Raw genomic sequence first — 21,204 nt, 5'->3', positions numbered from 1 at the left:
ATGACACAGCTGCGTCTGTTCACCTCCGAGTCCGTCACCGAGGGACATCCCGACAAGATCTGCGACCAGATCTCGGACAGCATCCTCGACGCCCTCCTCGCTGAGGACGCCGGAAGCCGCGTCGCGGTCGAGACCCTCGTGACGACGGGTCTGGTCCACGTCGCGGGGGAGGTGCGCACGAACGGCTACGTCGACATCCCGGGCATCGTCCGCGGTGTCGTCAACCGCATCGGCTACACCTCGAGCGACACCGGGTTCGACGGCGACTCGTGCGGAGTCAGCATCTCCATCGGCGAGCAGTCCTCCGACATCGCCACGGGAGTCGACACCGCCCAGGAGCACCGCGAGGGCGGGTCGATCGATCCGCTCGACGCGCAGGGCGCGGGCGACCAGGGGATCATGTTCGGCTACGCGACGAACGAGACCCCGCAGCTCATGCCGATCGCGATCTGGACGGCGCACCGCATCGCCGAGCGACTCTCCGCCGCGCGGCGCAGCGGTGCTCTGCCGTTCCTGCGCCCCGACGGCAAGACGCAGGTGACGATCGGATACGACGGCACGATCCCGCGCACCGTCGAGACCGTCGTGCTGTCCACGCAGCACAACCCCGACATCTCGCTGACGGCGCTCCGTGCCGCGGTGAACGCCGAAGTGATCGCTCCGGTCCTCGCCGAGACCGGCTTGGACACGAGAGCCGCGGAGTCGATCATCAATCCGGCGGGACCGTTCGTGATCGGCGGCCCGAAGGGCGATGCCGGTCTGACGGGACGCAAGATCATCATCGACACCTACGGCGGCGCCGCCCGTCACGGCGGCGGCGCGTTCAGCGGCAAGGATCCGTCGAAGGTCGACCGGTCGGCGGCGTACGCGATGCGCTGGGTGGCCAAGAACGCCGTCGCGGCGGGCCTCGCCGATCGACTCGAAGTGCAGGTCGCCTACGCGATCGGCCGTGCGCGCCCGGTCGGGCTGTACGTCGAGACGTTCGGCACCGGACACGTGGCCGACGAGGCGATCACGCGGGCGATCCTCGAGGTCTTCGACCTGCGCCCGAAGGCGATCATCGACGATCTCGACCTCCTGCGCCCGATCTACGCCCAGACGGCGGCGTACGGTCACTTCGGGCGCGAACTCCCCGACTTCACCTGGGAGCGCACCGATCGCGTCGACGACCTGCGCGCAGCCGCCGGACTCTGAACGCGCCGCCGCGCCTCGTCGCGCGTGTGCTGATCGACTCGCCGCTGCCCCAGCTGGACCGTCCGTTCGACTACGCCGTCCCCGCCGAGCTGCGTGACGACGTCGCTCCCGGCATCCGGGTGCGCGTGCCGCTGCGCAGCGCCGGACGGATGCTGGACGCGTACGTCATCGAGATGGGCGAAGCCGATCCGGTGGATCGCCCGCTCTCGGACGTGGACGCGGTGATCTCACCCGTTCCCGTGCTTCCGCGTCGGCTCTACGACCTGGCCCGCCGCGTGGCCGACCGCGCGGCGGGATCGGCGACGGACATCCTCCGCCTCGCGGTGCCCAAGCGCATGGTGAGGGCGGAGAAGGCCTGGCTCGCGGCGGGCGGCGCCGTCGCCCCGGTCATCGACGACGCGGCGCAGAGCTGGGCGGCGGGGGTCCTGGCGGACCAGCCGGCGTTGGCGGACTGTCTGGACCGCTCCGGCCGGGCAGCCTTCGACGCACCGCCCGAGCCGGTCGCGGTGTCGGCGGAGGTGACGGTCGGGTCGTGGGCCGTGCTCCTGGCGGCCGCCGCCGTCCGCACGCTGGCGGCGGGACGCAGCGCGGTCCTCGTCGTGCCCGATCATCGCGATCAGGCCCAGCTCGAAGCCGCGCTCGCCGGGCGCGCGCCGGCCCACGCGATCATCCGCAACGACGCCCGACAGAGCTCGCCCGAGCGCTACGCCGCCTACCTCCGTGTGCTCGCGAGCGAGCCGTGCATCGTGATCGGCAATCGCTCGACCGTCTACGCGCCGGTTCACGACCCGGGGCTCGTCGCGATCTGGGACGACGGCGACCCGCTTCTGGGCGAGCCCCTTAGCCCCGGTGTCCACGCGCGCGACGCGGCCCTGGTCCGTCACGAGCTGGAGGGCGGTGCGCTCGTGTTCGCCGGACACACCCGGACGAGCGACATCGAGAGGCTCGTCGGGATCGGCTGGCTCACGGATGTCTCCTCGGCCCGGCGGCGATCGCCTCGCGTCGTGCTGAGCGCGACGAAGGAGGGCGAATCCCGCGGCGCGCGCGTGCCGTCGGCGGCGTTCGCCGCAGCGCGCGAAGCGCTCACCGCCGGTCCGGTCCTGGTCCAGGTCGCGCGCCCCGGGTACGCGCCGGTGCTCGTGTGCGCCGACTGCCGCACGCCCGCGCGGTGTCCGCACTGCGCCGGCCCGCTGCACGCCGCACGACGCGGCGCTGTGCCGACCTGCGGGTGGTGTGGTCGCTCCGCGACCGCCTTCGAGTGCCCGAAGTGCGCCTCGACGCGCGTGCGGATGGCGTCTTCGGGCAGTGAGCGGACCGCGGACGATCTCGGGCGCGCCTTCCCCGGCATCCGGGTGATCGTCGCCGACGGCGAGCACCCCGTCCTCGACGTGGACGAGCGGCCCGCGCTCGTGATCGCGACTCGCGGAGCCGAGCCCATCGCGCGGGGCGGGTATCGTGCGGTGATCCTCCTCGACGGCGATCGGATGCTGCAGGCCGAGGATCTGCGGATCGGTGAGTCGTGCCTGCGCTGGTGGTCCAACGCCGCAGCGCTGGCCCGCCCCGGTGCGCCCGTACACCTGGTCGGGGTCACCGGTTCCGTCGCGCGCGCCCTCGCGACATGGACCCAGCCGGCGTACGCGCGAGCAGAACTCACCGACCGAGCGCCCCTGCGGATGCCCCCCACCGTGCGCGTCGCCGCACTGGAGGGGAGCAGGATCGCTGTCGAGACCGCCCTGACCGAGCTCCGCCAGGCGGTGCCGTCGCTGGACGACCTCGCCGTGCTCGGTCCCGTGGACCGCCTGGTCGACGCGGGCGATCGCCGGGGGCCCGCGCGCGCACTCGTGCGCTTCGACTACGCGCACGGCGCTGCCGTCGCCGAGAGCCTGCGCAGCTCGATCGTCGCGGACGCCCTCCGCGCGCGGAAGAACCCCCGGACGCGGGGTCCCGTCGTCGGCAATACACTCAGAATCCGGGTCGACGTGCCCGATCTCGACCTGTGAGGAGCGCCATGCGCCTCGTCTTCGCCGGCACGCCGGATGCCGCCGTGCCCGCCCTCCGCGTCCTCGCGGCATCCCCGCACGACATCGCTGCCGTCATCACGCGCATGGATGCGCCGATCGGCCGCAAGCGCGTGCTGACGCCGTCCCCGGTCGCGCGGACCGCGACCGAGCTCGGGCTCGAGGTCATCAAGACCGACCGCTTCGACGCCGGTGCGACGGCGCGGATCGCGGAGCTCGAGCCCGACCTCGGGGTGATCGTCGCCTACGGGGGCCTGGTCCGCGAACCGCTCCTCTCCACGCCCGCGCACGGGTGGATCAACCTGCACTTCTCGATCCTGCCGCGCTGGCGGGGCGCCGCTCCGGTGCAGCGGGCGATCATGGCGGGAGACGAGGTGACCGGCGCGTCGGTCTTCCAGCTGGTCCCCGCACTCGACGCCGGCGACGTCTTCGCCGAGCGTCGATACCCGATCCCGGAGGACGCGACCGCCGGCGAGGTCCTCGAGGCCCTCGCCGGCTCGGGTGCCGACCTGCTCCGCGACGTGGTGGACGCGATCGCCGCGGGAACGGCCACGGCGACCCCGCAGGCCGGTGAGCCGACGCTCGCCCCCAAGCTCGGCGACGAAGACGGACGCATCCGCTGGGACGAACCGCGCACAGCCGTGCTGGCGAGGCTGCGCGGCGTGACGCCCGAGCCGGGCGCCCACACGACGATCGAAGGAGCACGCGTGAAGATCCTCGCCGCCCGGCCCGCCGAGGCCGACGTCGCTCTCGAGCCCGGGGCGATCGCCCTGCACGCCCGCGAGGTGCTCGTCGGCACGGCGAGCGCGCCGGTCGCGCTCGACCGCGTGCAGCCGGCCGGCAAGAACGCGATGGCGGCGGCGGACTGGTGGCGTGGACGACGAGCGGATGCCGCGACGAGGTTCGACGCGTGAGCTCGGCGAACACGTCACGTCGGGTGGCCTTCGAGACCATCCGGGCGGTGAACGAATCGGACGCGTACGCGAATCTGCTGCTGCCGAAGGCGATCGCCCGCGCCGCACTGGACACCGCCGATGCGGGTCTCGCGACGGAGCTCACGTACGGGACGCTGCGCAGGCAGGGGACCTACGACGCGGTCATCCGCATCGCCGCGGACCGGCCCGTGCAGGAGATCGATCCCGCGGTGCTCGATGCGCTGCGCCTGGGGACGCATCAGCTGCTGTCCACACGCGTGGCCTCGCACGCGGCGGTGAACGAGTCCGTCGAGCTCGCCCGCAGCGCAGGGAGCCGGGGAGCGGCGGGGTTCGCGAACGCGGTCCTGCGGCGAATCTCGCGCGACACGCCGGGGGAGTGGATGGACCGCGTGGCGGCGAGCGCCCGTTCGGACGACGAGCGTCTCGGCCTGGTGTTCTCGCACCCGGTCTGGATCGTGCGGGCCTTCCGACGAGCGCTGGCCGCCGAGGGTCGCGCGGACGAGCTCGAAGCCCTGCTGACGGCGGACAACGCCTCGCCACGCGTCACGATGGCCGCCCTTCCCGGACTCGCCGAGATCCCCGACGCCGCGCGGCGCACGCCCTACTCGCCGGTCGGCTTCCGGCTCGGCGGCGGGGATCCGGAAGGACTCGTGCGGTCCTCCGAAGGTCGTGTGCGCGTCCAGGACGAAGGATCCCAGCTCGCCGCGCTCGCGCTGGTGAACGCGCTGCCGGTCGCGGACGGCGAGCGCTGGCTCGATCTGTGCGCCGGCCCCGGAGGCAAGACGGCGCTGCTGGCAGCGGAAGCGCGCACCCGCGGCGCGGCGTTGGAGGCGAACGAAGTCTCCTCCGCGCGCGCCGGTCTCGTCCGCCAGGCGGTCGCCGGCATTCCGGAAGGCATCCCCGTCTCCGAGGAGGACGGCCGCACCCGCGCCGGGGAAGACGCGTACGACCGCATTCTGGTCGATGCTCCGTGCACCGGACTCGGTGCGCTGCGCCGGCGCCCCGAGGCACGTTGGCGGAAGTCCCCGGCGGATGTGCCCGAGCTCACGCAGCTGCAGGGCGAACTCCTCGCCGCTGCCGTCCGCGGCCTGCGCCGCGGGGGCATCGTCGCCTATGTGACGTGCTCACCGCATCTCGCGGAGACGGCGGGTGTCGTCGCCGAGGTGCGCCGCGAATTCGACGGGACGCTCGAGGAGCTGGATGCCCGCGCGGTCGTGACGTCGCTGTCCGCGAGCGATCCGCTGCTGCCGCCGCAGAGCGACGGCTCCGGCCGCGCGCAGCTGTGGCCGCACCGTCACAACACGGACGCGATGTCGATCACGCTCCTGCGGCGTCACTGACGCGCGCAGGTTCCTCCTGCAGTCGGAAGCGCGGGGCCAGATTCTCGATCTCCGTCCGCAGCACGGTCACCGCCGCGGGATGCGACCGCGCGAGCTCGCCGACGTCGACCGTGATCAGCGTCGACTCGGGAGCCGCCGCGGCGACCTCGCGGAGCATCGAGAGCACCCGCTCCGCCCCGGCGAAACCCAGCTCGCCGCCGAGTCGCACCAGAACGCCGTCCGGGCTCTGCTCGACGCCGATGCCGGGCGCGGCGATGCTCTCGTGCGGCTCGAGCAGATGCATTCCGAATCGGTCGGAGAGGATCTCGACGATCCGGCTCGCCCGCACGCTGTTGCCGTGCGGGTCCAGGCGCGGGCTGAACGCGGCGACGCCGAACTGCGACGGCGCGACGGCGATCACCCCGCCGCTGACACCGCTCTTGGCCGGGAGGCCGACGCGCAGCATCCACTCGCCGGAGAAGTCGTACATCCCGCAGCTCGCCATGATCGAGGTCACGTCCCTGGCGACGCGCTCCGACACGACCTGGTCGCGCGTGACGGGGTTGCGGCCGCCGAAGGCGAGCGTGGCGGCCATGACGGCCAGATCGCGCACCGTCACGAGCACGGAGCACTGCCGGAAATAGGTCTCGACCGCGTCCGTGACCGACCCCTGGATGATCTCGTAGGACTTCAGCAGATGCGCGAGTGCGCGGTTGCGGTCGCCCGTGGCGGACTCGCTCGCGTAAACGGCCTCGTCGATCCACAGCGAGCGTCCTGCGAACTTCGACATCATGCCCACGATGCGTCCCGTGCGCTCATCGACGTCCGCCCCCGGGATCAGTGCGGTGGTCGCGATCGCCCCGGCGTTCACCATCGGGTTGGCCGGCCTTCCGGTCCGGGCCTCCAGGCTGATCGCGTTGAACGGCTCGCCACTGGGTTCGGCTCCGACGCGCCGGAACACCTCATCGCGGCCGTGCAGCTCGAGGGCCAGGGCGAGCACGAACGGCTTGGACATCGACTGGATCGTGAACGGCGCGCTCTCGTCGCCCGCGGTGAACACCCGCCCGCGCGGCCCCACCAGCCCGAAGGCGAGCAGATCGGGGTCCGCCTCCGCCAACTCGGGGATGTAGGCGGCGGTCTCACCCGAACCGTCTGACGCCACCTCGGCCAGCACCTTCTCGAGCATCGCCGTGATGGGGTCCACGGCTCGACCATAATGGACGCGTGCACACCCCAGCCGACCGCCCCGACCTCAGCCGTGCCGTGGAGGCGGAGGTGCGCATCAACCCGAGCATCCTCGCCGCGGACTTCGTCAACATGCAGGCCGAGCTCGCGCGCATCGCCGGAGCCGACTTCGTGCACGTCGACGTGATGGACAACCACTTCGTGCCCAACCTCACGTTCGGGCCCCAGATGGTCGGGCGCATCCAGGCCACGAGCCCGGTTCCCCTGGATGTGCACCTCATGATCGACGCCCCCGAGCGGTGGGCGCCCGAATACGCCGAGCTGGGTGCCGCATCGGTCACGTTCCACCTGGAGGCGGCGACCGAGCCCGTGGCGCTCGCCCGGCGCCTGCGGGCGATCGGCGCGCGGGCCGGCGTGGCCGTGAAGCCCGGAACGCCGGTGGAGGGGCTCTTCGACGTCCTCGACGAATTCGACCAGATCCTCGTGATGACCGTCGAACCCGGATTCGGCGGGCAGTCCTTCATGCCCGAGACGATGCCCAAACTGCGTCTGCTCGCCGAGCGGGCACGCCAGCGCGGCTCCGCGGTGTGGCTGCAGGTCGACGGCGGCATCGGCGAATCGACGATCGCCCAGGCCGCGGAGGCCGGCGCGGACACGTTCGTGGCGGGTTCCGCCGTCTTCGGCGCCGACGATCCGGATGCCGCGATCGGCGCGCTGCGCAGCTCGGCGCTGCGGCACCATCACCGCGCTGCGAGCAGATCATGACCGACGTGCCCGAGACGCACGGCATGCGCCACCACGCCCGCCGGCTCATGAGCACGTACACCGGCGAGCACGGCGTGTACGGACTCGTCCTGGTCACGGCGCTCATCGCGATCGGCGATGATTACGACAACGACGCCGAAGTCCTCGGCTACGTCATCGGCACGATGATCGTCTTCTGGCTCGCGCACGTGTACGCGGGGATCGTCGCGGCGGGATCCCACCCCGAGCTCGGCCCGAAGCCCTTCTCGCACCGCCTGGCGCATTCCGCGCGCCACTCGGTCGGAATGCTCGTCGCGATGCTCCCGCCGGCCTTCCTGCTGCTGCTCGGTGTCGTCGGCCTCGTGGATGAGGACGACGCGTATGCGGCGGCGCTCCTGACCGGACTGCTCGTGCTCGGACTCATCGGCTGGGCCAACGCCCGGCGCAACGGCAGGCGCTGGCCGCTGCAGATCCTCGGCGCACTGTCGACGATCAGCCTCGGCGCGCTCGTGATCCTGCTCAGCATCCTCGTGCACTGAGTCCGCACGCGCTCCCGGTGCCGACTGCGCCCGGCGGTTCGCTACCCTGGGGAGGTGAAGACGTTCGACTCCCTGTTCGATGAGCTCTCCGCGAAGGCGGATGAGCGGCCCGCGGGTTCGGGCACCGTCGCGCAGCTGGACGCCGGCGTGCACGCGATCGGCAAGAAGATCGTCGAGGAGGCCGCCGAGGTGTGGATGGCGGCCGAGTACGAGTCCGCCGAGGCCGCTGCCGAGGAGATCTCGCAGCTGCTGTACCACCTGCAGGTGATGATGATCGCGAAGGGTCTGCGACTCGAGGACGTCTACCGACATCTCTGAGACCCCACCCGTCGACCCCCACCGATCTGAAAGCCACCACGCCGTCATGCTGCGAATCGCCGTGCCGAACAAAGGGTCGCTCGCCGACACCGCCTCCGAGATGCTCCAGGAGGCGGGCTACACCGGCCGTCGGGACCCCAAGGACCTGCACGTCATCGACCCGGCCAACGAGGTCGAGTTCTTCTACCTGCGTCCGAAGGACATCGCGACCTACGTAGGATCCGGTGCACTGGATGTCGGGATCACCGGTCGGGATCTCCTCCTGGACGCGCGGATGCCGGGCGCTCGCGAAATCGAGGCGCTCGGCTTCGCGGGCTCGACGTTCCGCTTCGCGGCGCCCGCCGGGCGGTTCGCCGAGCTCACCGACCTCGAGGGCGTGCGCATCGCGACGTCGTACCCCGGCCTCGTGGACGCGTTCCTGGACCGGCACGGAGTGGCCGTGGACCTCGTGCCGCTGGACGGCGCCGTGGAGAGCGCCGTACGCCTCGGGGTGGCCGATGCGATCGCCGACGTCGTGGAGACCGGGACGACCCTCCGCCAGGCCGGCCTCGAAGTCTTCGGGCCGGCGATCCTGCAGTCCGAAGGCGTCCTGATCGCCGGGCCGACCGACGCACCCGGCACCGAGACCCTGCTGCGACGCCTCCGCGGAGTCCTCGTCGCGCGACGCTACGTCCTGATCGACTACGACCTGCCCGTGCACCTCATCGACAGCGCCGTGGCGATCGCCCCCGGCATCGAGTCGCCGACGATCTCGCCGCTGCGTGACCCGGAGTGGGTGGCCGTCCGCGTGATGAGCCCCCGCAAGGACGTCAATCAGGTCATGGACGCGCTCTACGGCATCGGCGCGCGCGCCATCCTGGTGTCGGCGATCCACAACGCGAGGCTCTGACATGGCCCTGGTGTGCCGGGTCATCCCGTGCCTGGACGTCGCGGCGGGCCGCGTGGTGAAGGGCGTGAACTTCGTCAACCTGCGCGACATGGGCGACCCTGTCGAGCTCGCGCGCGAGTACTTCGCGCAGGGTGCGGACGAACTGACCTTTCTCGACGTCACCGCGACGGTCGATGAGCGTGCCACGACGTACGACGTCGTCCGGCGCACCGCCGAAGAGGTCTTCATCCCGCTCACCGTGGGCGGCGGCGTGCGCTCGACCGACGACGTGGCGCGGCTCCTCGGTGTGGGCGCCGACAAGGTCGGCGTGAACTCCGCCGCGATCGCGCGTCCGCAGCTGATCGACGAGATCGCCGATCGGTTCGGGGCGCAGGTCCTCGTGCTGTCGCTCGATGTCACACGTGCGCCCGGCACCCGTTCCGGCTTCGTCGTCACGACGCACGGCGGTCGCACGCTCACATCGCTGGATGCCCTGGACTGGGCCCGCGAGGCGATCGAGCGCGGGGCGGGCGAACTCCTGGTGAACTCGATCGACGCCGACGGGACGAAGGCGGGCTTCGACCTCGAACTCGTCTCCCTCATGCGGGAGGTCTCCAGCGTCCCGGTGATCGCCTCCGGGGGAGCGGGACAGGCATCGGACTTCGCCCCGGCGATCGCCGCGGGGGCGGACGCGGTCCTGGCCGCGAGCGTCTTCCACTCCGGAGCGCTCACGGTGGGCGCCGTGAAGGACGCCATGCGCGAAGAAGGCATCGAGGTGCGCTGATGGGCGAGGACCTGCAGGAGCGGCTCGACCGCGTCGCGTTCAACGACGCCGGACTCGTCGCGGCGATCGTCCAGCAGTGGGACTCCCGCGAAGTCCTCATGCTCGGCTGGATGGACCGGGAGGCGCTGCGACGGACCCTCACGAGCGGACGCGTCACGTTCTGGTCGCGTTCGCGCCAGGAGTACTGGCGCAAGGGCGACACCTCCGGCCACATCCAGATCGTCCGCGGGGCGCGTCTGGACTGCGACGGCGACGCGATCCTTCTCGAAGTGGACCAGATCGGACCGGCGTGTCACACCGGCACCCGCACGTGCTTCGACGCCGACGATCTGGATCCGGTCCCGGGCCGCGCGAACCCGTGATCCGCCGCGCCCGGCTCCTCTCGGTCCTGACCGTCCTCGCGGTCGGCGCCTTGGGCGTCATCTCCTCCACGCAGACCTGGCTCGTCGCCGTCCTCGACGACGGGTCCGGTCACGAACTGACCGTCTCCGGCGCCGCCGCGATCCCCGTCCTGGCACCCCTCAGTCTCGCCGTCCTCGCACTCGGGGGGGCGCTGTCGATCGTCGGCACGGTGCTGCGGTACTTGTTCGGCGTGCTCACGGTCGCGATCGCCGTGTTCATCGGAGTCCTCAGCGCGCCGATCGCCGTCACCCTCCCGGTGTCGGCGACCGCATCGACCGTCACCGCCGCGACGGGCATCGCCGGCCTGGATTCCGTCGACGATCTCGTCGCCCGGGTGCTCCCGACTCCGTGGCCGACGATCACCGTGGTCCTGTCCGTGGTCCTCCTCGCCGCAGGGCTCTTCGTCCTCGCCACCGCGCGTCGCTGGAACCGCACGGGGCGACGCTACGACACGGATGCCGCAGCACCGGAGTCCGGCCGCGACCGGCGCGCGGCATCCCGCCCCTTCGACGCGATCGATTCCTGGGACGACCTGTCGCGCGGGTCGGATCCGACGGAGGGTCCCGCCGCCGAGCAGCCCCGCTGACCCCGCTAGACTGGTGCAGACCCGCGCTATTCCGGAGGAAACAATGAGCAACCCCATCGGCGACCCCGGCCACGGACACTCGCCCGCCGCGTGGACCGCCGTCATCATCATGCTCGCGGCGATCGCGATCGGCACGCTCGCGTACTGGTTCGACCTCGCGTGGCTCGTGTGGGCCTCGGCAGGTCTCGTGGTCGTCGGCGCACTGGTCGGATGGGGCATGGCCAAGGCCGGCTACGGCGTCGGCGGCGCGAAGTACACTCCGAAAGAGCATTGAGCATGCTCGCCGACCTCACGGCCGGCGCGGTGGAGGATGCCGAGGCACGCGCCTCGGAGCGGCCCCTGGCCGCTGTCGAGAAGGACGCCCTGTCCCGACCGCCGGCACGCGACGCCCTGCAGGTCCTCGCCCCGGCCGATCGCGTGAAGATCATCGCGGAGGTCAAGCGCGCCAGTCCGTCGCGCGGTGATCTCGCTGCGATCCCCGATCCTGCACTGCAGGCCCGGCTCTACGAGCAGGGTGGGGCGTCGACGATCTCGGTGCTCACCGAGCAGCGCCGCTTCAAGGGCAGCCTCGCCGATCTCGAAGCCGTCCGCGATGCCGTCTCGCTGCCGGTGCTGCGGAAGGACTTCATCGCCACCGAGTATCAGGTCCTCGAAGCGCGCGCGGCCGGCGCCGACCTCGTCCTGCTCATCGTGGCCGCGCTGCCGCAGGAGACCCTGGAGCGCCTGCACGCCCTCACGGTCGATCTCGGCATGACCCCGCTCGTGGAGACGCACTCGGCGGAGGAAGTGGACCGCGCGGCCGATGTCGGCGCTCGCCTGATCGGCGTGAACGCCCGCGACCTGTCTACGTTCGAGCTGGACCGTGACCTGTTCGGCCGTCTCGCGGAGCGCATCCCCGCCGGAGCGGTCAAGATCGCAGAGTCTGCGGTGCTGACCCCCGCGGACGTGACGCATTACCGCGCCGACGGGGCCGATGTGGTCCTGATCGGCGAAGCCCTCGTGACGGGGGATCCCGTCGCGACCCTGACGGCGTTCCTGGAGGCCGGAGCATGAGTCTGCGCGAAGCACCCGGGCCGTACTTCGGCGAGTTCGGCGGCCGGTACATGCCCGAATCGCTCATCGCGGCGATCGACGAGCTGACGGCTGTGTACGAGGACGCGATGGCGGACCCCGCGTTCGACGCGGAGTTGCGCGGCCTGCTGCACTCGTACGCGGGTCGCCCCTCGGTGCTCACCGAAGTGCCGCGCTTCGCCGAGCACGCGGGCGGCGGACGGGTCTTCCTCAAGCGCGAAGACCTCAACCACACCGGATCCCACAAGATCAACAACGTCCTCGGGCAGGCCCTGCTGACCAAGCGTCTCGGCAAGACGCGCGTGATCGCCGAGACCGGCGCCGGGCAGCACGGGGTCGCGACCGCGACCGCCGCCGCGCTGTTCGGCTTCGAGTGCACGATCTACATGGGCGAGGTCGACACGGAGCGCCAGGCACTGAACGTCGCGCGCATGCGACTTCTCGGCGCCGAAGTCATCCCCGTCACGACCGGCTCCCGCACCCTCAAGGACGCGATCAACGAGGCGTACCGCGACTGGGTCGCGAGCGTGGAGACCACGAACTACATCTTCGGCACGGCGGCAGGACCCCACCCGTTCCCGGCGATGGTGCGCGACTTCCAGAAGATCATCGGAGAAGAGGCGCGCGCGCAGCTGCTCGACGAAGCCGGCCGCCTGCCCGATGCGGTCTTCGCCTGCGTGGGCGGCGGGTCCAACGCGATCGGGATGTTCGACGCGTTCCTGGACGACGCGGACGTCCGCCTCTACGGCGTGGAGGCCGCCGGCGACGGCGTGGACACCCCGCGGCACGCGGCTTCGATCGAACGCGGCCGGCCCGGCATCCTGCACGGCGCGAAGACGTTCGTGCTGCAGGACGAGGACGGCCAGACCGTCGAGTCGCACTCGATCTCGGCAGGGCTCGACTACCCGGGCGTCGGACCCGAGCATGCGTGGCTCGCCGACATCGGCCGCGCCGAGTACATCCCGGCGACGGACACCGAGGCGATGGAGGCGTTGCGCCTCCTCTCGCGCACAGAGGGCATCATCCCCGCGATCGAGTCCGCGCACGCGCTCGCGGGGGCGCTGCGCATCGGCCGCGAACTCGGCCCCGACGCGATCATCGCGATCAACCTCTCCGGGCGCGGCGACAAGGACATGGACACCGCGGCGCGCTGGTTCGAGCTGTACGACGCCGACGCCGTCGTGGACGGCTCGCCGGTCGCCGTACCGGCCGCCGATGGGGCCGCCAAGGGCGAGGGGACCGAACTGTGAGCGCACCCTCCCGGGTCGCCGCCGCGATCGACGCCGCGCACGCCGCGGGCCGCGGCGCGTTCGTCGGCTACCTGCCGCTCGGATTCCCCGACCTGCAGACGAGCATCGACGCCGCGGTGCTGCTGGCCGAGAGCGGCGCGGACATCCTCGAGCTCGGTCCACCGTATTCCGATCCCGTGATGGACGGCACCGTGATCCAGGAGGCGACGCAGGTCGCCCTCGCCGGCGGCTTCCGCCTCCGCGACACGTTCACCGCCGTCCGCGAGATCACGAGGCGGGTCGACGTGCCGGTGCTCGTCATGACGTACTGGAACCCCGTCACCCAGTACGGCGTGGACCGCTTCGCCGACGACCTCGCCGCTGCGGGCGGGGCGGGCCTGATCACCCCGGACATCACACCGGATTCGGCGGCGGAGTGGATCGCCGCGAGCGAGCGGACGGGCCTTGACCGTGTCTTCCTCGCTGCGCCGACCTCCAGCGACGAGCGGCTGGACATGATCGTCGCCGCCTCCACGGGCTTCGTCTACACCGTCTCGACGATGGGGATCACGGGGGAGCGGACCGAATTGGATGCCGCCGCCCGTCGCCTCGTCGAACGCATGCGCGCCCGCGCCACCGGTCCGCTGCGCGCGTGCGTGGGCATCGGCATCTCGACTCCCGACCAGGTCGCCGGTGTGCTCGACTACGCGGACGGCGCGATCGTGGGCACTGCACTCGTGCGGGCGCTTCGCGACGGCGGCCTCGACGGGCTCGGCGAGACCGCCCGAGCGCTTTCCGCGGGCACGGGCCTGCCCGCTTAGACTCGACGCATGACGTTCGTCCCCTCGAGCGCGCTCCACGGCGTGCTGGCCAGCATCCCGAGCCCTTCCGTCAGCTACATCGACCTCGGCCCGCTGCGCATCCACTTCTACGCGCTGTGCATCATCGCCGGCATCATCGCCGCGACGCTCCTGACCAACCACCGGCTCACCAAGCGCGGCGCCGAGCCCTGGGTCGTGATCGACATCTCGCTCATCGCGGTCCCGCTCGCGATCGTCGGCGCCCGCATCTTCCACGTCCTCACCCACCCCGGGTTCTACTTCGGGCCCGGAACCGACATCTGGGCGATCTTCCGCATCTGGGAGGGCGGCATCGCGATCTACGGCGCCCTGATCGGGGGCGCGATCGGCGCGTGGCTCGGGTGCCGATGGACCGGCATCCGCTTCTGGTCGTTCGCCGACGCGCTCGCGCCGGGCCTGCTCCTCGCCCAGGCGATGGGCCGCTTCGGCAACTGGTTCAACCAGGAGCTGTTCGGCCTGCCGACCGACCTGCCGTGGGGTCTGCAGATCGACCCCGACAACTCGGCGTTCCCGAAGGGACTCGCTCCGGACACGCTGTTCCACCCCACGTTCCTCTACGAAGTGATCTGGAACGGTCTCGGCGTGCTGGTCCTGCTGTGGGTCGGCCGCCGCTTCGGCCTGCAGTGGGGTCGCCTTTTCGCCGTGTACCTCATCTGGTACAGCGCCGGTCGCATCGTCTGGGAGTCGATCCGCATCGACCCCAGCGAGATCATCCTGGGGCTGCGCAGCAATGTGTGGGCGGCGATCTTCGGCGTCGTGATCGGCGTGATCATCTTCTTCGTTCAGAAGCGGCGCCACCCGGGCCGCGAACCGTCCCCGTACGTGCCGGGCCGCGAATGGTCCCCCGCAGGCACGGTACAATCGCAGGAATCCGGCGACTACGTCGACGTCAGCGAACCTCAGACGATCGAAGTCACCTCGGGAACCGCCCCGGGCCAGGCCACAAGCCCGGCTGAAAGCACACCCGCCGCGAAGTAGTCCACTCTTTCGGTGGCTCTTCAGCTTCCGCAGTTCAGGGCCGACGTCGTCCCGTTGTGAGCATCAATGTGAGGACGGTTGGCATGGCTTCGAGCCCTGGTCTTCCCACGCACGGTCCGGACGCGCACGCGTTCGGCGCGCTTCCGCCCCGACAGGGCATGTACAACCCCGCGTTCGAGAAGGACGCGTGCGGTCTGGCGATGGTCGCCACGCTCCGCGGCGAGGCGGGGCACGACATCATCGATCTGGCGCTCACGGCGCTCCGCAACCTCGAGCACCGCGGCGCGATCGGCTCCGACGCCGGCACGGGCGACGGTGCGGGGATCCTCACCCAGATGCCCGACGCATTCCTGCGCGCGGTGACCGGCTTCGACCTGCCACCCGTAGGGGAGTACGCCGCCGGCATGATCTTCCTGCCGCGCGACGACGACAAGCGCGCGGCCGAAAAGGCAGGGATCGAGAAGATCGCCGCGAGCGAGAACCTGCAGATCCTCGGCTGGCGTGACGTGCCGACCGCGGAGGAGAACCTCGGCAAGCTGGCGTACGACGCGCGCCCCGTCTTCGAGCAGCTGTTCGTCTCGCGGCCCGCCGTCGGCGACGCGCCCGCTCTGTCGGGCATCGAACTGGACCGCCGCGCGTTCCGGCTGCGCAAGCGCGCCCGCACCGAGCTCGGTGCGTACTTCGTCTCGCTGTCCTCCCGCACGCTCGGCTACAAGGGCATGGTCACGACCCTCCAGCTCGAGCCGTTCTACCCCGATCTGCAGGACGAGCGCTTCGCCTCGGAGCTCGCCGTCGTGCACTCGCGCTACTCCACGAACACGTTCCCGTCCTGGCCGCTCGCGCAGCCGCTGCGGATGCTGGCCCACAACGGCGAGATCAACACCGTCAACGGGAACCGCAACTGGATGCGGGCGCGTCAGTCGCAGCTGGAGTCGGAGCTCCTGGGCGACATCGAGCCTCTCCTGCCGATCTGCACGGAGGGCGCGAGCGACTCGGCATCGTTCGACGAGGTCCTGGAACTGCTGACCCTCACGGGTCGGAGCCTGCCGCACGCGATCATGATGATGGTGCCCGAGGCGTACGAGAAGCAGGCGGACATCGATCCGCAGCTGCGTGCGTTCTACGAGTTCCACTCCATGCAGATGGAGCCGTGGGACGGCCCCGCCGCGCTCATCTTCACGGACGGCACGCTCGTCGGCGCGACGCTGGACCGCAACGGGCTGCGCCCGGGCCGCTGGACGGAGACGACCGACGGACTCGTCGTGATCGGCAGTGAGACCGGCGTCCTCGATTTCGCCCCCGAACGCATCAAGCGCCGCGGGCGCCTGCGGCCCGGCCGGATGTTCCTGGTCGACACCGCGCAGCGCCGCATCGTCGAGGACGAGGAGATCAAGGCCGAGCTCGCCGCGCTCGAGCCGTGGCAGGAATGGCTGGACGCCGGCCGCGTGCGCCTGGCCGACCTGCCGGAGCGCGAGCACATCGTGCACCCGATCGCCTCGATCACCCGGCGTCAGCGCACGTTCGGGTACACCGAGGAGGAAGTGCGTATCCTGCTGACCCCGATGGGGCAGAACGGCGCCGAGCCGCTCGGCGCAATGGGCTCGGACACGCCGGTCGCCGTTCTCAGCGAGCGTCCGCGCCTGCTGTTCGACTACTTCACGCAGCAGTTCGCGCAGGTCACGAACCCGCCGCTGGATTCCATCCGCGAAGAAGTCGTCACCTCTCTCGCCCTCGGTCTCGGGCCGGAGCGCAATCTCCTCACCTGGGGCGCCGACCACGCGCGTTCGGTGACGCTGGACTTCCCCGTGATCGACAACGATGAGCTCGCGAAGATCCAGCACATCGACACCGCGCTCTCGGGTCGCTCCTCCGTGACGATCCGCGGCCTGTACCGCGTCGAGGCCGGCCACAAGGGCATGCAGAAGCGCATCGCGCAGATGTGCGCCGAGGTTGACGAGGCGATCGAGGACGGCGCGGAGTTCATCGTCCTCAGCGACCGCGACTCGAACAAGGACCTCGCGCCCATCCCGTCGCTGCTCATGCTCGCCGCCGTCCACCACCACCTCATCCGCAAGCAGACGCGCATGAAGTGCGGACTGGTCGTGGAGGCCGGCGACGTCCGCGAGGTTCACCACGTCGCGACCCTCATCGGCTACGGCGCGTCCGCAGTGAACCCGTACCTGGCGATGGAGACGGTGGAGTACCTGGTCCGCGCCGGCTACATCACCGGGATCACCCCGCAGAAGGCCGTCAAGAACCTCATCTACGCCCTCGGCAAGGGCGTGCTGAAGATCATGTCGAAGATGGGCATCTCCACCGTGTCCTCCTATGCAGGTGCCCAGGTCTTCGAAGCCGTGGGTCTCTCGCAGGAGTTCGTCGACGCGTACTTCACCGGCACCGAGACGAAGCTCGGCGGGGTCTCGCTCGACGTGATCGCGGCCGAGAACGCCGCCCGGCACGCGTACGCGTATCCGGAGGACGCCGCCGTGCGTGCGCACGAGCGGCTGTGGACCGGCGGCGAGTACCAGTGGCGACGGGACGGTTCGCCGCACCTGTTCAATCCCGACACGGTCTTCCGTCTGCAGCATGCGACCCGCACGCGGCGCTACGACATCTTCCGCGAGTACACCAAGCTCGTGGACGACCAGGCGTCCGAACTCAAGACGCTGCGCGGCCTCTTCGCGCTGCGCACGGGCGTGCGCACCCCCGTCCCGCTCGACGAGGTCGAGCCGGTGTCCTCGATCGTGAAGCGCTTCTCCACCGGGGCGATGAGCTACGGCTCGATCTCGAAAGAGGCCCACGAGACGCTGGCGATCGCGATGAACCGCATCGGCGCGAAGTCCAACACGGGGGAGGGCGGTGAGGACGTCGACCGGCTCCTGGACCCCGAGCGCCGCAGCGCGATCAAGCAGGTCGCTTCCGGTCGCTTCGGCGTCACGAGCCTGTACCTCACCGAGGCCGACGACATCCAGATCAAGCTCGCGCAGGGCGCCAAACCCGGCGAGGGAGGTCAGCTGCCGCCCACGAAGGTGTACCCGTGGGTCGCCCGGACGCGGCACGCGACGGCGGGCGTGGGACTCATTTCGCCGCCTCCGCACCACGACATCTACTCGATCGAGGACCTCAAGCAGCTGATCTTCGACCTGAAGCGGGCGAACCCCGGCGCGCGTGTGCACGTCAAGCTCGTGAGCCAGTCAGGGATCGGCGCCGTCGCGGCGGGTACGGCCAAGGCCCTCGCCGATGTGATCCTCGTCTCGGGGCACGACGGCGGCACGGGAGCGAGCCCGCTGAACTCGCTGAAGCATGCGGGCACGCCGTGGGAGCTCGGCCTGGCCGAGACCCAGCAGACCCTCATGCTGAACGGGATGCGGGATCGCGTCGTCGTCCAGGTCGACGGCCAGCTGAAGACCGGTCGCGACGTCGTGATCGGCGCGCTCCTGGGAGCGGAGGAGTTCGGTTTCGCGACCGCCCCGCTCGTGGTCTCCGGCTGCATCATGATGCGCGTGTGCCACCTGGACACGTGTCCCGTGGGCGTCGCCACCCAGAATCCGGTTCTGCGCGAGCGTTTCAACGGAAAGCCCGAGTTCGTCGTGAACTTCATGGAGTTCATCGCCGAAGAAGTGCGCGAGTATCTGGCCGAGCTCGGTTTCCGGTCCCTCGACGAGGCGATCGGACACCACGAGCTCCTCGACATCAACGGCGCGGTGGAGCACTGGAAAGCGAGTGGACTCGACCTCGCGCCGATCCTCACCGGACCCGCTTTCGGCGACGACCAGGCGCGGCGCAACACGCGCGCGCAGGAGCACGAGCTCGAGGAGCACTTCGACGTGCCGCTCATCGAGGCGGCGCGCGATGTGATCGCCCACAACGGCACGATGTCCTTCGACCTGCCGATCCGCAACACCGAGCGGGCGGTGGGCACGATGCTCGGACACCACGTCACCCGCGTACACGGCGAGAACGGGATGCCGGCGGGGTCGATCGTGGTCAACCTCACCGGGTCCGCCGGCCAGTCCTTCGGCGCGTTCATGCCCGCCGGGATCACCCTGCGCCTGGAGGGCGATTCGAACGACTACGTCGGCAAGGGCCTGTCCGGTGGGCAGATCGTCGTCCGACCGCCGCGGGACGCGACCTTCGATGCGTCTCAGAACGTGATCGCCGGAAACGTGATCGGCTACGGCGCGACGCAGGGGACGATGTTCCTGCGCGGAGTCGTGGGGGAGCGCTTCTTCGTGCGCAACTCCGGTGCGACCGCGGTCGTCGAAGGCGTCGGCGATCACGCCCTGGAGTACATGACGGGCGGTCTCGCCGTGATCCTCGGGGCGACGGGGCGCAACCTCGGCGCCGGCATGTCCGGCGGCACCGCCTACGTGTACAAGCTCGACCCGCAGCTGGTCAACCGCGAGGCGCTCGCGTCGGGCGAGCTGGAGCTCGGGCCGCTCGGCGCCGGAGACGCGGAGATCCTCCGCGACCTGCTCGAGCAGCACCGGACCGAGACCGACTCGACGCTGGCCGCGCGCCTGCTCGAGGACTTCGACGGCGAGCTCGAGAACTTCGTGCGCGTCCTGCCGCGCGACTACGCGGCCGTTCTGCAGACCCGCCAGGAGGCGCTGGCCGAGGGGCTGGACCCCGACGGCGACGTCGTCTGGACCCGCATCCTGGAGGTGACCGGTGGCTGACCCCAAGGGCTTTCTGAAGGTGACGGACCGCGAGCTCCCGCCCCGTCGTCCCGTTCCCGTCCGCATCATGGACTGGAAAGAGGTGTACGAGCCGGGCGATTCCGCCGTGCTGCGACGCCAGGCCGGCCGCTGCATGGACTGCGGCATCCCGTTCTGCCACAAGGGGTGTCCGCTGGGCAACCTCATCCCCGAGTGGAACGACCTCACGTGGCGCGGCGAGGGTCGCTCCGCGATCGAGCGACTGCACGCGACGAACAACTTCCCGGAGTTCACCGGGCGCCTGTGCCCCGCGCCCTGCGAGAGCTCGTGCGTGCTCGGGATCAACCAGCCGGCGGTCACGATCAAGCAGATCGAGGTCTCGATCATCGACGAGGCCTTCGCGAACGGCTGGGTCGAGCCCGAGCCGCCGGGACGCCTCACCGGCAAGACCGTCGCGGTCGTCGGCTCGGGTCCCGCGGGACTCGCCGCCGCCCAGCAGCTCACGCGCGCGGGTCACACCGTCGCCGTCTTCGAGCGGGACGATCGCATCGGCGGACTCCTCCGGTACGGCATCCCGGACTTCAAGATGGAGAAGCGCCACCTCGAGTCGCGCCTGCGTCAGATGCAGGACGAAGGCACCCGCTTCCGCGCGGGGGTCGAGATCGGCAAGGACATCTCCTGGAGCGACCTGCGCGCCCGGTACGACGCTGTCGTCGTCGCGACCGGTGCGACCGTGCCGCGGGAGCTCCCGATCCCCGGCCGGGATCTCGACGGCGTGCACTTCGCGATGGAGTACCTCGTGGAGTCGAACAAGGCCACGGCGGGCGACGCGGTGCCGAGTCAGATCACCGCCGAGGGCAAGCACGTCGTCGTGATCGGCGGCGGCGACACCGGTGCGGACTGCATCGGGACCGCGCATCGCCACGGCGCCCTGAGCGTGACGAACCTCGCGATCGGAAAGCAGCCTCCCGGCACCCGCCCCGACAACCAGCCGTGGCCGATGGCCCCGCTGCTGTTCGAAGTGAGCTCCGCCCACGAAGAAGGGGGCGAGCGCGCATACCTGGCCTCGACCGTCGAGTTCCTCGGCAACGACGCGGGCGAGGTGCGCGCCCTGCGTGTGGCCGAGACCGAGTTCGTCGACGGACGCCGCGTCCCCAAGAGCGGGACCGAGCGCGAGATCCCGGCCGACCTCGTGCTGATCGCGATGGGCTTCACCGGTCCCGAGCGGGCCCACCTGGAGGACCAGCTGGACGCGCAGTTCACGTCGCGCGGGAACCTCGAGCGCGCGGAGGACTACCAGACGACGACGCCCGGCGTGTTCGTCGCCGGCGACGCCGGTCGCGGTCAGTCCCTCATCGTCTGGGCGATCGCGGAGGGCCGCGCGGCCGCCGCGCACGTGGACCGCTACCTGATGGGCGAGACGGCGCTGCCCGCGCCCGTCGCGCCCACCGATGTCGCGATCGGTCTGCAGCCCGCGTAGGCTGGCCGCGGCTCCTCTGCCAAGAAATCCCGACCC

The 21,204-nt window shown here is 70.9% G+C and carries 19 protein-coding genes; 18 read left to right on the top strand and 1 reads right to left on the bottom strand.

Annotation, left to right across the window (positions count from 1 at the left end; translation table 11 throughout):
* Genes metK through ABD197_RS08555 form a run of 4 tightly spaced genes read left to right on the top strand, consistent with a single transcriptional unit; the run spans nt 1 to nt 5,487 of the window.
* Complete coding sequence (gene metK, locus ABD197_RS08570; protein ID WP_344053547.1) at nt 1-1,194, top strand: methionine adenosyltransferase; 1,194 nt, start codon at nt 1-3, stop codon at nt 1,192-1,194.
* Nucleotides 1,195-1,220: 26 nt separating this feature from the next.
* Nucleotides 1,221-3,194, top strand: a complete 1,974-nt coding sequence (locus ABD197_RS08565; RefSeq protein ID WP_344053545.1) for a primosomal protein N' family DNA-binding protein — start codon at nt 1,221-1,223, stop codon at nt 3,192-3,194.
* Nucleotides 3,195-3,202: 8 nt separating this feature from the next.
* Nucleotides 3,203-4,126 (top strand): methionyl-tRNA formyltransferase, encoded by a 924-nt coding sequence (gene fmt, locus ABD197_RS08560; protein WP_344053543.1) that lies wholly within the window; start codon nt 3,203-3,205, stop codon nt 4,124-4,126.
* Nucleotides 4,123-5,487 carry an RsmB/NOP family class I SAM-dependent RNA methyltransferase gene (locus ABD197_RS08555; RefSeq protein WP_344053542.1) on the top strand — a complete coding sequence of 455 codons (1,365 nt, stop codon included), beginning with the start codon at nt 4,123-4,125 and terminating at the stop codon, nt 5,485-5,487. The genes fmt and ABD197_RS08555 overlap by 4 nt, the downstream gene beginning before the upstream one ends.
* On the opposite strand, the gene glsA is transcribed toward ABD197_RS08555, so the two are convergent.
* Entirely contained in the window at nt 5,465-6,670 is a 1,206-nt protein-coding gene (glsA, locus tag ABD197_RS08550; RefSeq protein WP_344053540.1) for a glutaminase A, read from the bottom strand. The genes ABD197_RS08555 and glsA overlap by 23 nt on opposite strands.
* A 20-nt stretch (nt 6,671-6,690) precedes the next feature.
* Here glsA and rpe point away from each other — a divergent pair, with 20 nt between their 5' ends.
* The 14 genes from rpe to ABD197_RS08480 all read left to right on the top strand — a co-directional run bounded on the left by rpe (nt 6,691) and on the right by ABD197_RS08480 (nt 21,168).
* Entirely contained in the window at nt 6,691-7,416 is a 726-nt protein-coding gene (gene rpe, locus ABD197_RS08545) for a ribulose-phosphate 3-epimerase (protein ID WP_344053538.1), read from the top strand.
* Nucleotides 7,413-7,934: a hypothetical protein gene (locus ABD197_RS08540; protein ID WP_344053536.1), complete on the top strand. Its 522-nt coding sequence runs from the start codon at nt 7,413-7,415 to the stop codon at nt 7,932-7,934. Before rpe ends, ABD197_RS08540 begins: the two co-directional genes overlap by 4 nt.
* Nucleotides 7,935-7,988: 54 nt before the next feature.
* On the top strand, nt 7,989-8,252 hold the full coding sequence (locus ABD197_RS08535; protein ID WP_344053534.1) for a phosphoribosyl-ATP diphosphatase: 264 nt from the start codon (nt 7,989-7,991) through the stop codon (nt 8,250-8,252).
* 46 nt (nt 8,253-8,298) lie between these two features.
* Nucleotides 8,299-9,141 (top strand): ATP phosphoribosyltransferase, encoded by an 843-nt coding sequence (hisG, locus tag ABD197_RS08530; RefSeq protein ID WP_344053532.1) that lies wholly within the window; start codon nt 8,299-8,301, stop codon nt 9,139-9,141.
* A gap of 1 nt (nt 9,142) precedes the next feature.
* The gene (gene hisF, locus ABD197_RS08525; RefSeq protein ID WP_344053530.1) at nt 9,143-9,904 is read left to right on the top strand and encodes an imidazole glycerol phosphate synthase subunit HisF; all 762 of its coding nucleotides are present in this window, start codon (nt 9,143-9,145) and stop codon (nt 9,902-9,904) included.
* Nucleotides 9,904-10,266, top strand: coding sequence for a phosphoribosyl-AMP cyclohydrolase (gene hisI, locus ABD197_RS08520; protein ID WP_344053527.1), 363 nt, complete (start codon nt 9,904-9,906; stop codon nt 10,264-10,266). Before hisF ends, hisI begins: the two co-directional genes overlap by 1 nt.
* On the top strand, nt 10,263-10,892 hold the full coding sequence (locus tag ABD197_RS08515) for a Trp biosynthesis-associated membrane protein (protein ID WP_344053526.1): 630 nt from the start codon (nt 10,263-10,265) through the stop codon (nt 10,890-10,892). The genes hisI and ABD197_RS08515 overlap by 4 nt, the downstream gene beginning before the upstream one ends.
* 43 nt (nt 10,893-10,935) lie before the next feature.
* Nucleotides 10,936-11,166 (top strand): DUF6704 family protein, encoded by a 231-nt coding sequence (locus tag ABD197_RS08510; RefSeq protein ID WP_344053524.1) that lies wholly within the window; start codon nt 10,936-10,938, stop codon nt 11,164-11,166.
* A 2-nt stretch (nt 11,167-11,168) separates the two neighbouring features.
* Nucleotides 11,169-11,945 (top strand): indole-3-glycerol phosphate synthase TrpC, encoded by a 777-nt coding sequence (trpC, locus tag ABD197_RS08505; protein WP_344053522.1) that lies wholly within the window; start codon nt 11,169-11,171, stop codon nt 11,943-11,945.
* Entirely contained in the window at nt 11,942-13,213 is a 1,272-nt protein-coding gene (gene trpB / locus ABD197_RS08500) for a tryptophan synthase subunit beta (protein WP_344053519.1), read from the top strand. Before trpC ends, trpB begins: the two co-directional genes overlap by 4 nt.
* The gene (gene trpA, locus ABD197_RS08495; RefSeq protein WP_344053517.1) at nt 13,210-14,013 is read left to right on the top strand and encodes a tryptophan synthase subunit alpha; all 804 of its coding nucleotides are present in this window, start codon (nt 13,210-13,212) and stop codon (nt 14,011-14,013) included. Before trpB ends, trpA begins: the two co-directional genes overlap by 4 nt.
* Before the next feature lie 9 nt (nt 14,014-14,022).
* Nucleotides 14,023-15,030, top strand: coding sequence for a prolipoprotein diacylglyceryl transferase (gene lgt / locus ABD197_RS08490; RefSeq protein ID WP_344053515.1), 1,008 nt, complete (start codon nt 14,023-14,025; stop codon nt 15,028-15,030).
* Between the two features lie 83 nt (nt 15,031-15,113).
* Nucleotides 15,114-19,709: a glutamate synthase large subunit gene (gltB, locus tag ABD197_RS08485; protein ID WP_425561006.1), complete on the top strand. Its 4,596-nt coding sequence runs from the start codon at nt 15,114-15,116 to the stop codon at nt 19,707-19,709.
* Nucleotides 19,702-21,168, top strand: a complete 1,467-nt coding sequence (locus tag ABD197_RS08480) for a glutamate synthase subunit beta (RefSeq protein WP_344053513.1) — start codon at nt 19,702-19,704, stop codon at nt 21,166-21,168. The genes gltB and ABD197_RS08480 overlap by 8 nt, the downstream gene beginning before the upstream one ends.
* Nucleotides 21,169-21,204: the final 36 nt, after the last annotated feature.

The organism is Microbacterium lacus (assembly GCF_039531105.1).
Taxonomy (GTDB): Bacteria; Actinomycetota; Actinomycetes; order Actinomycetales; family Microbacteriaceae; genus Microbacterium; species Microbacterium lacus.
Note: the sequence above shows the minus strand (reverse complement) of the source record. Positions and strands in the feature narration are given on the sequence as shown.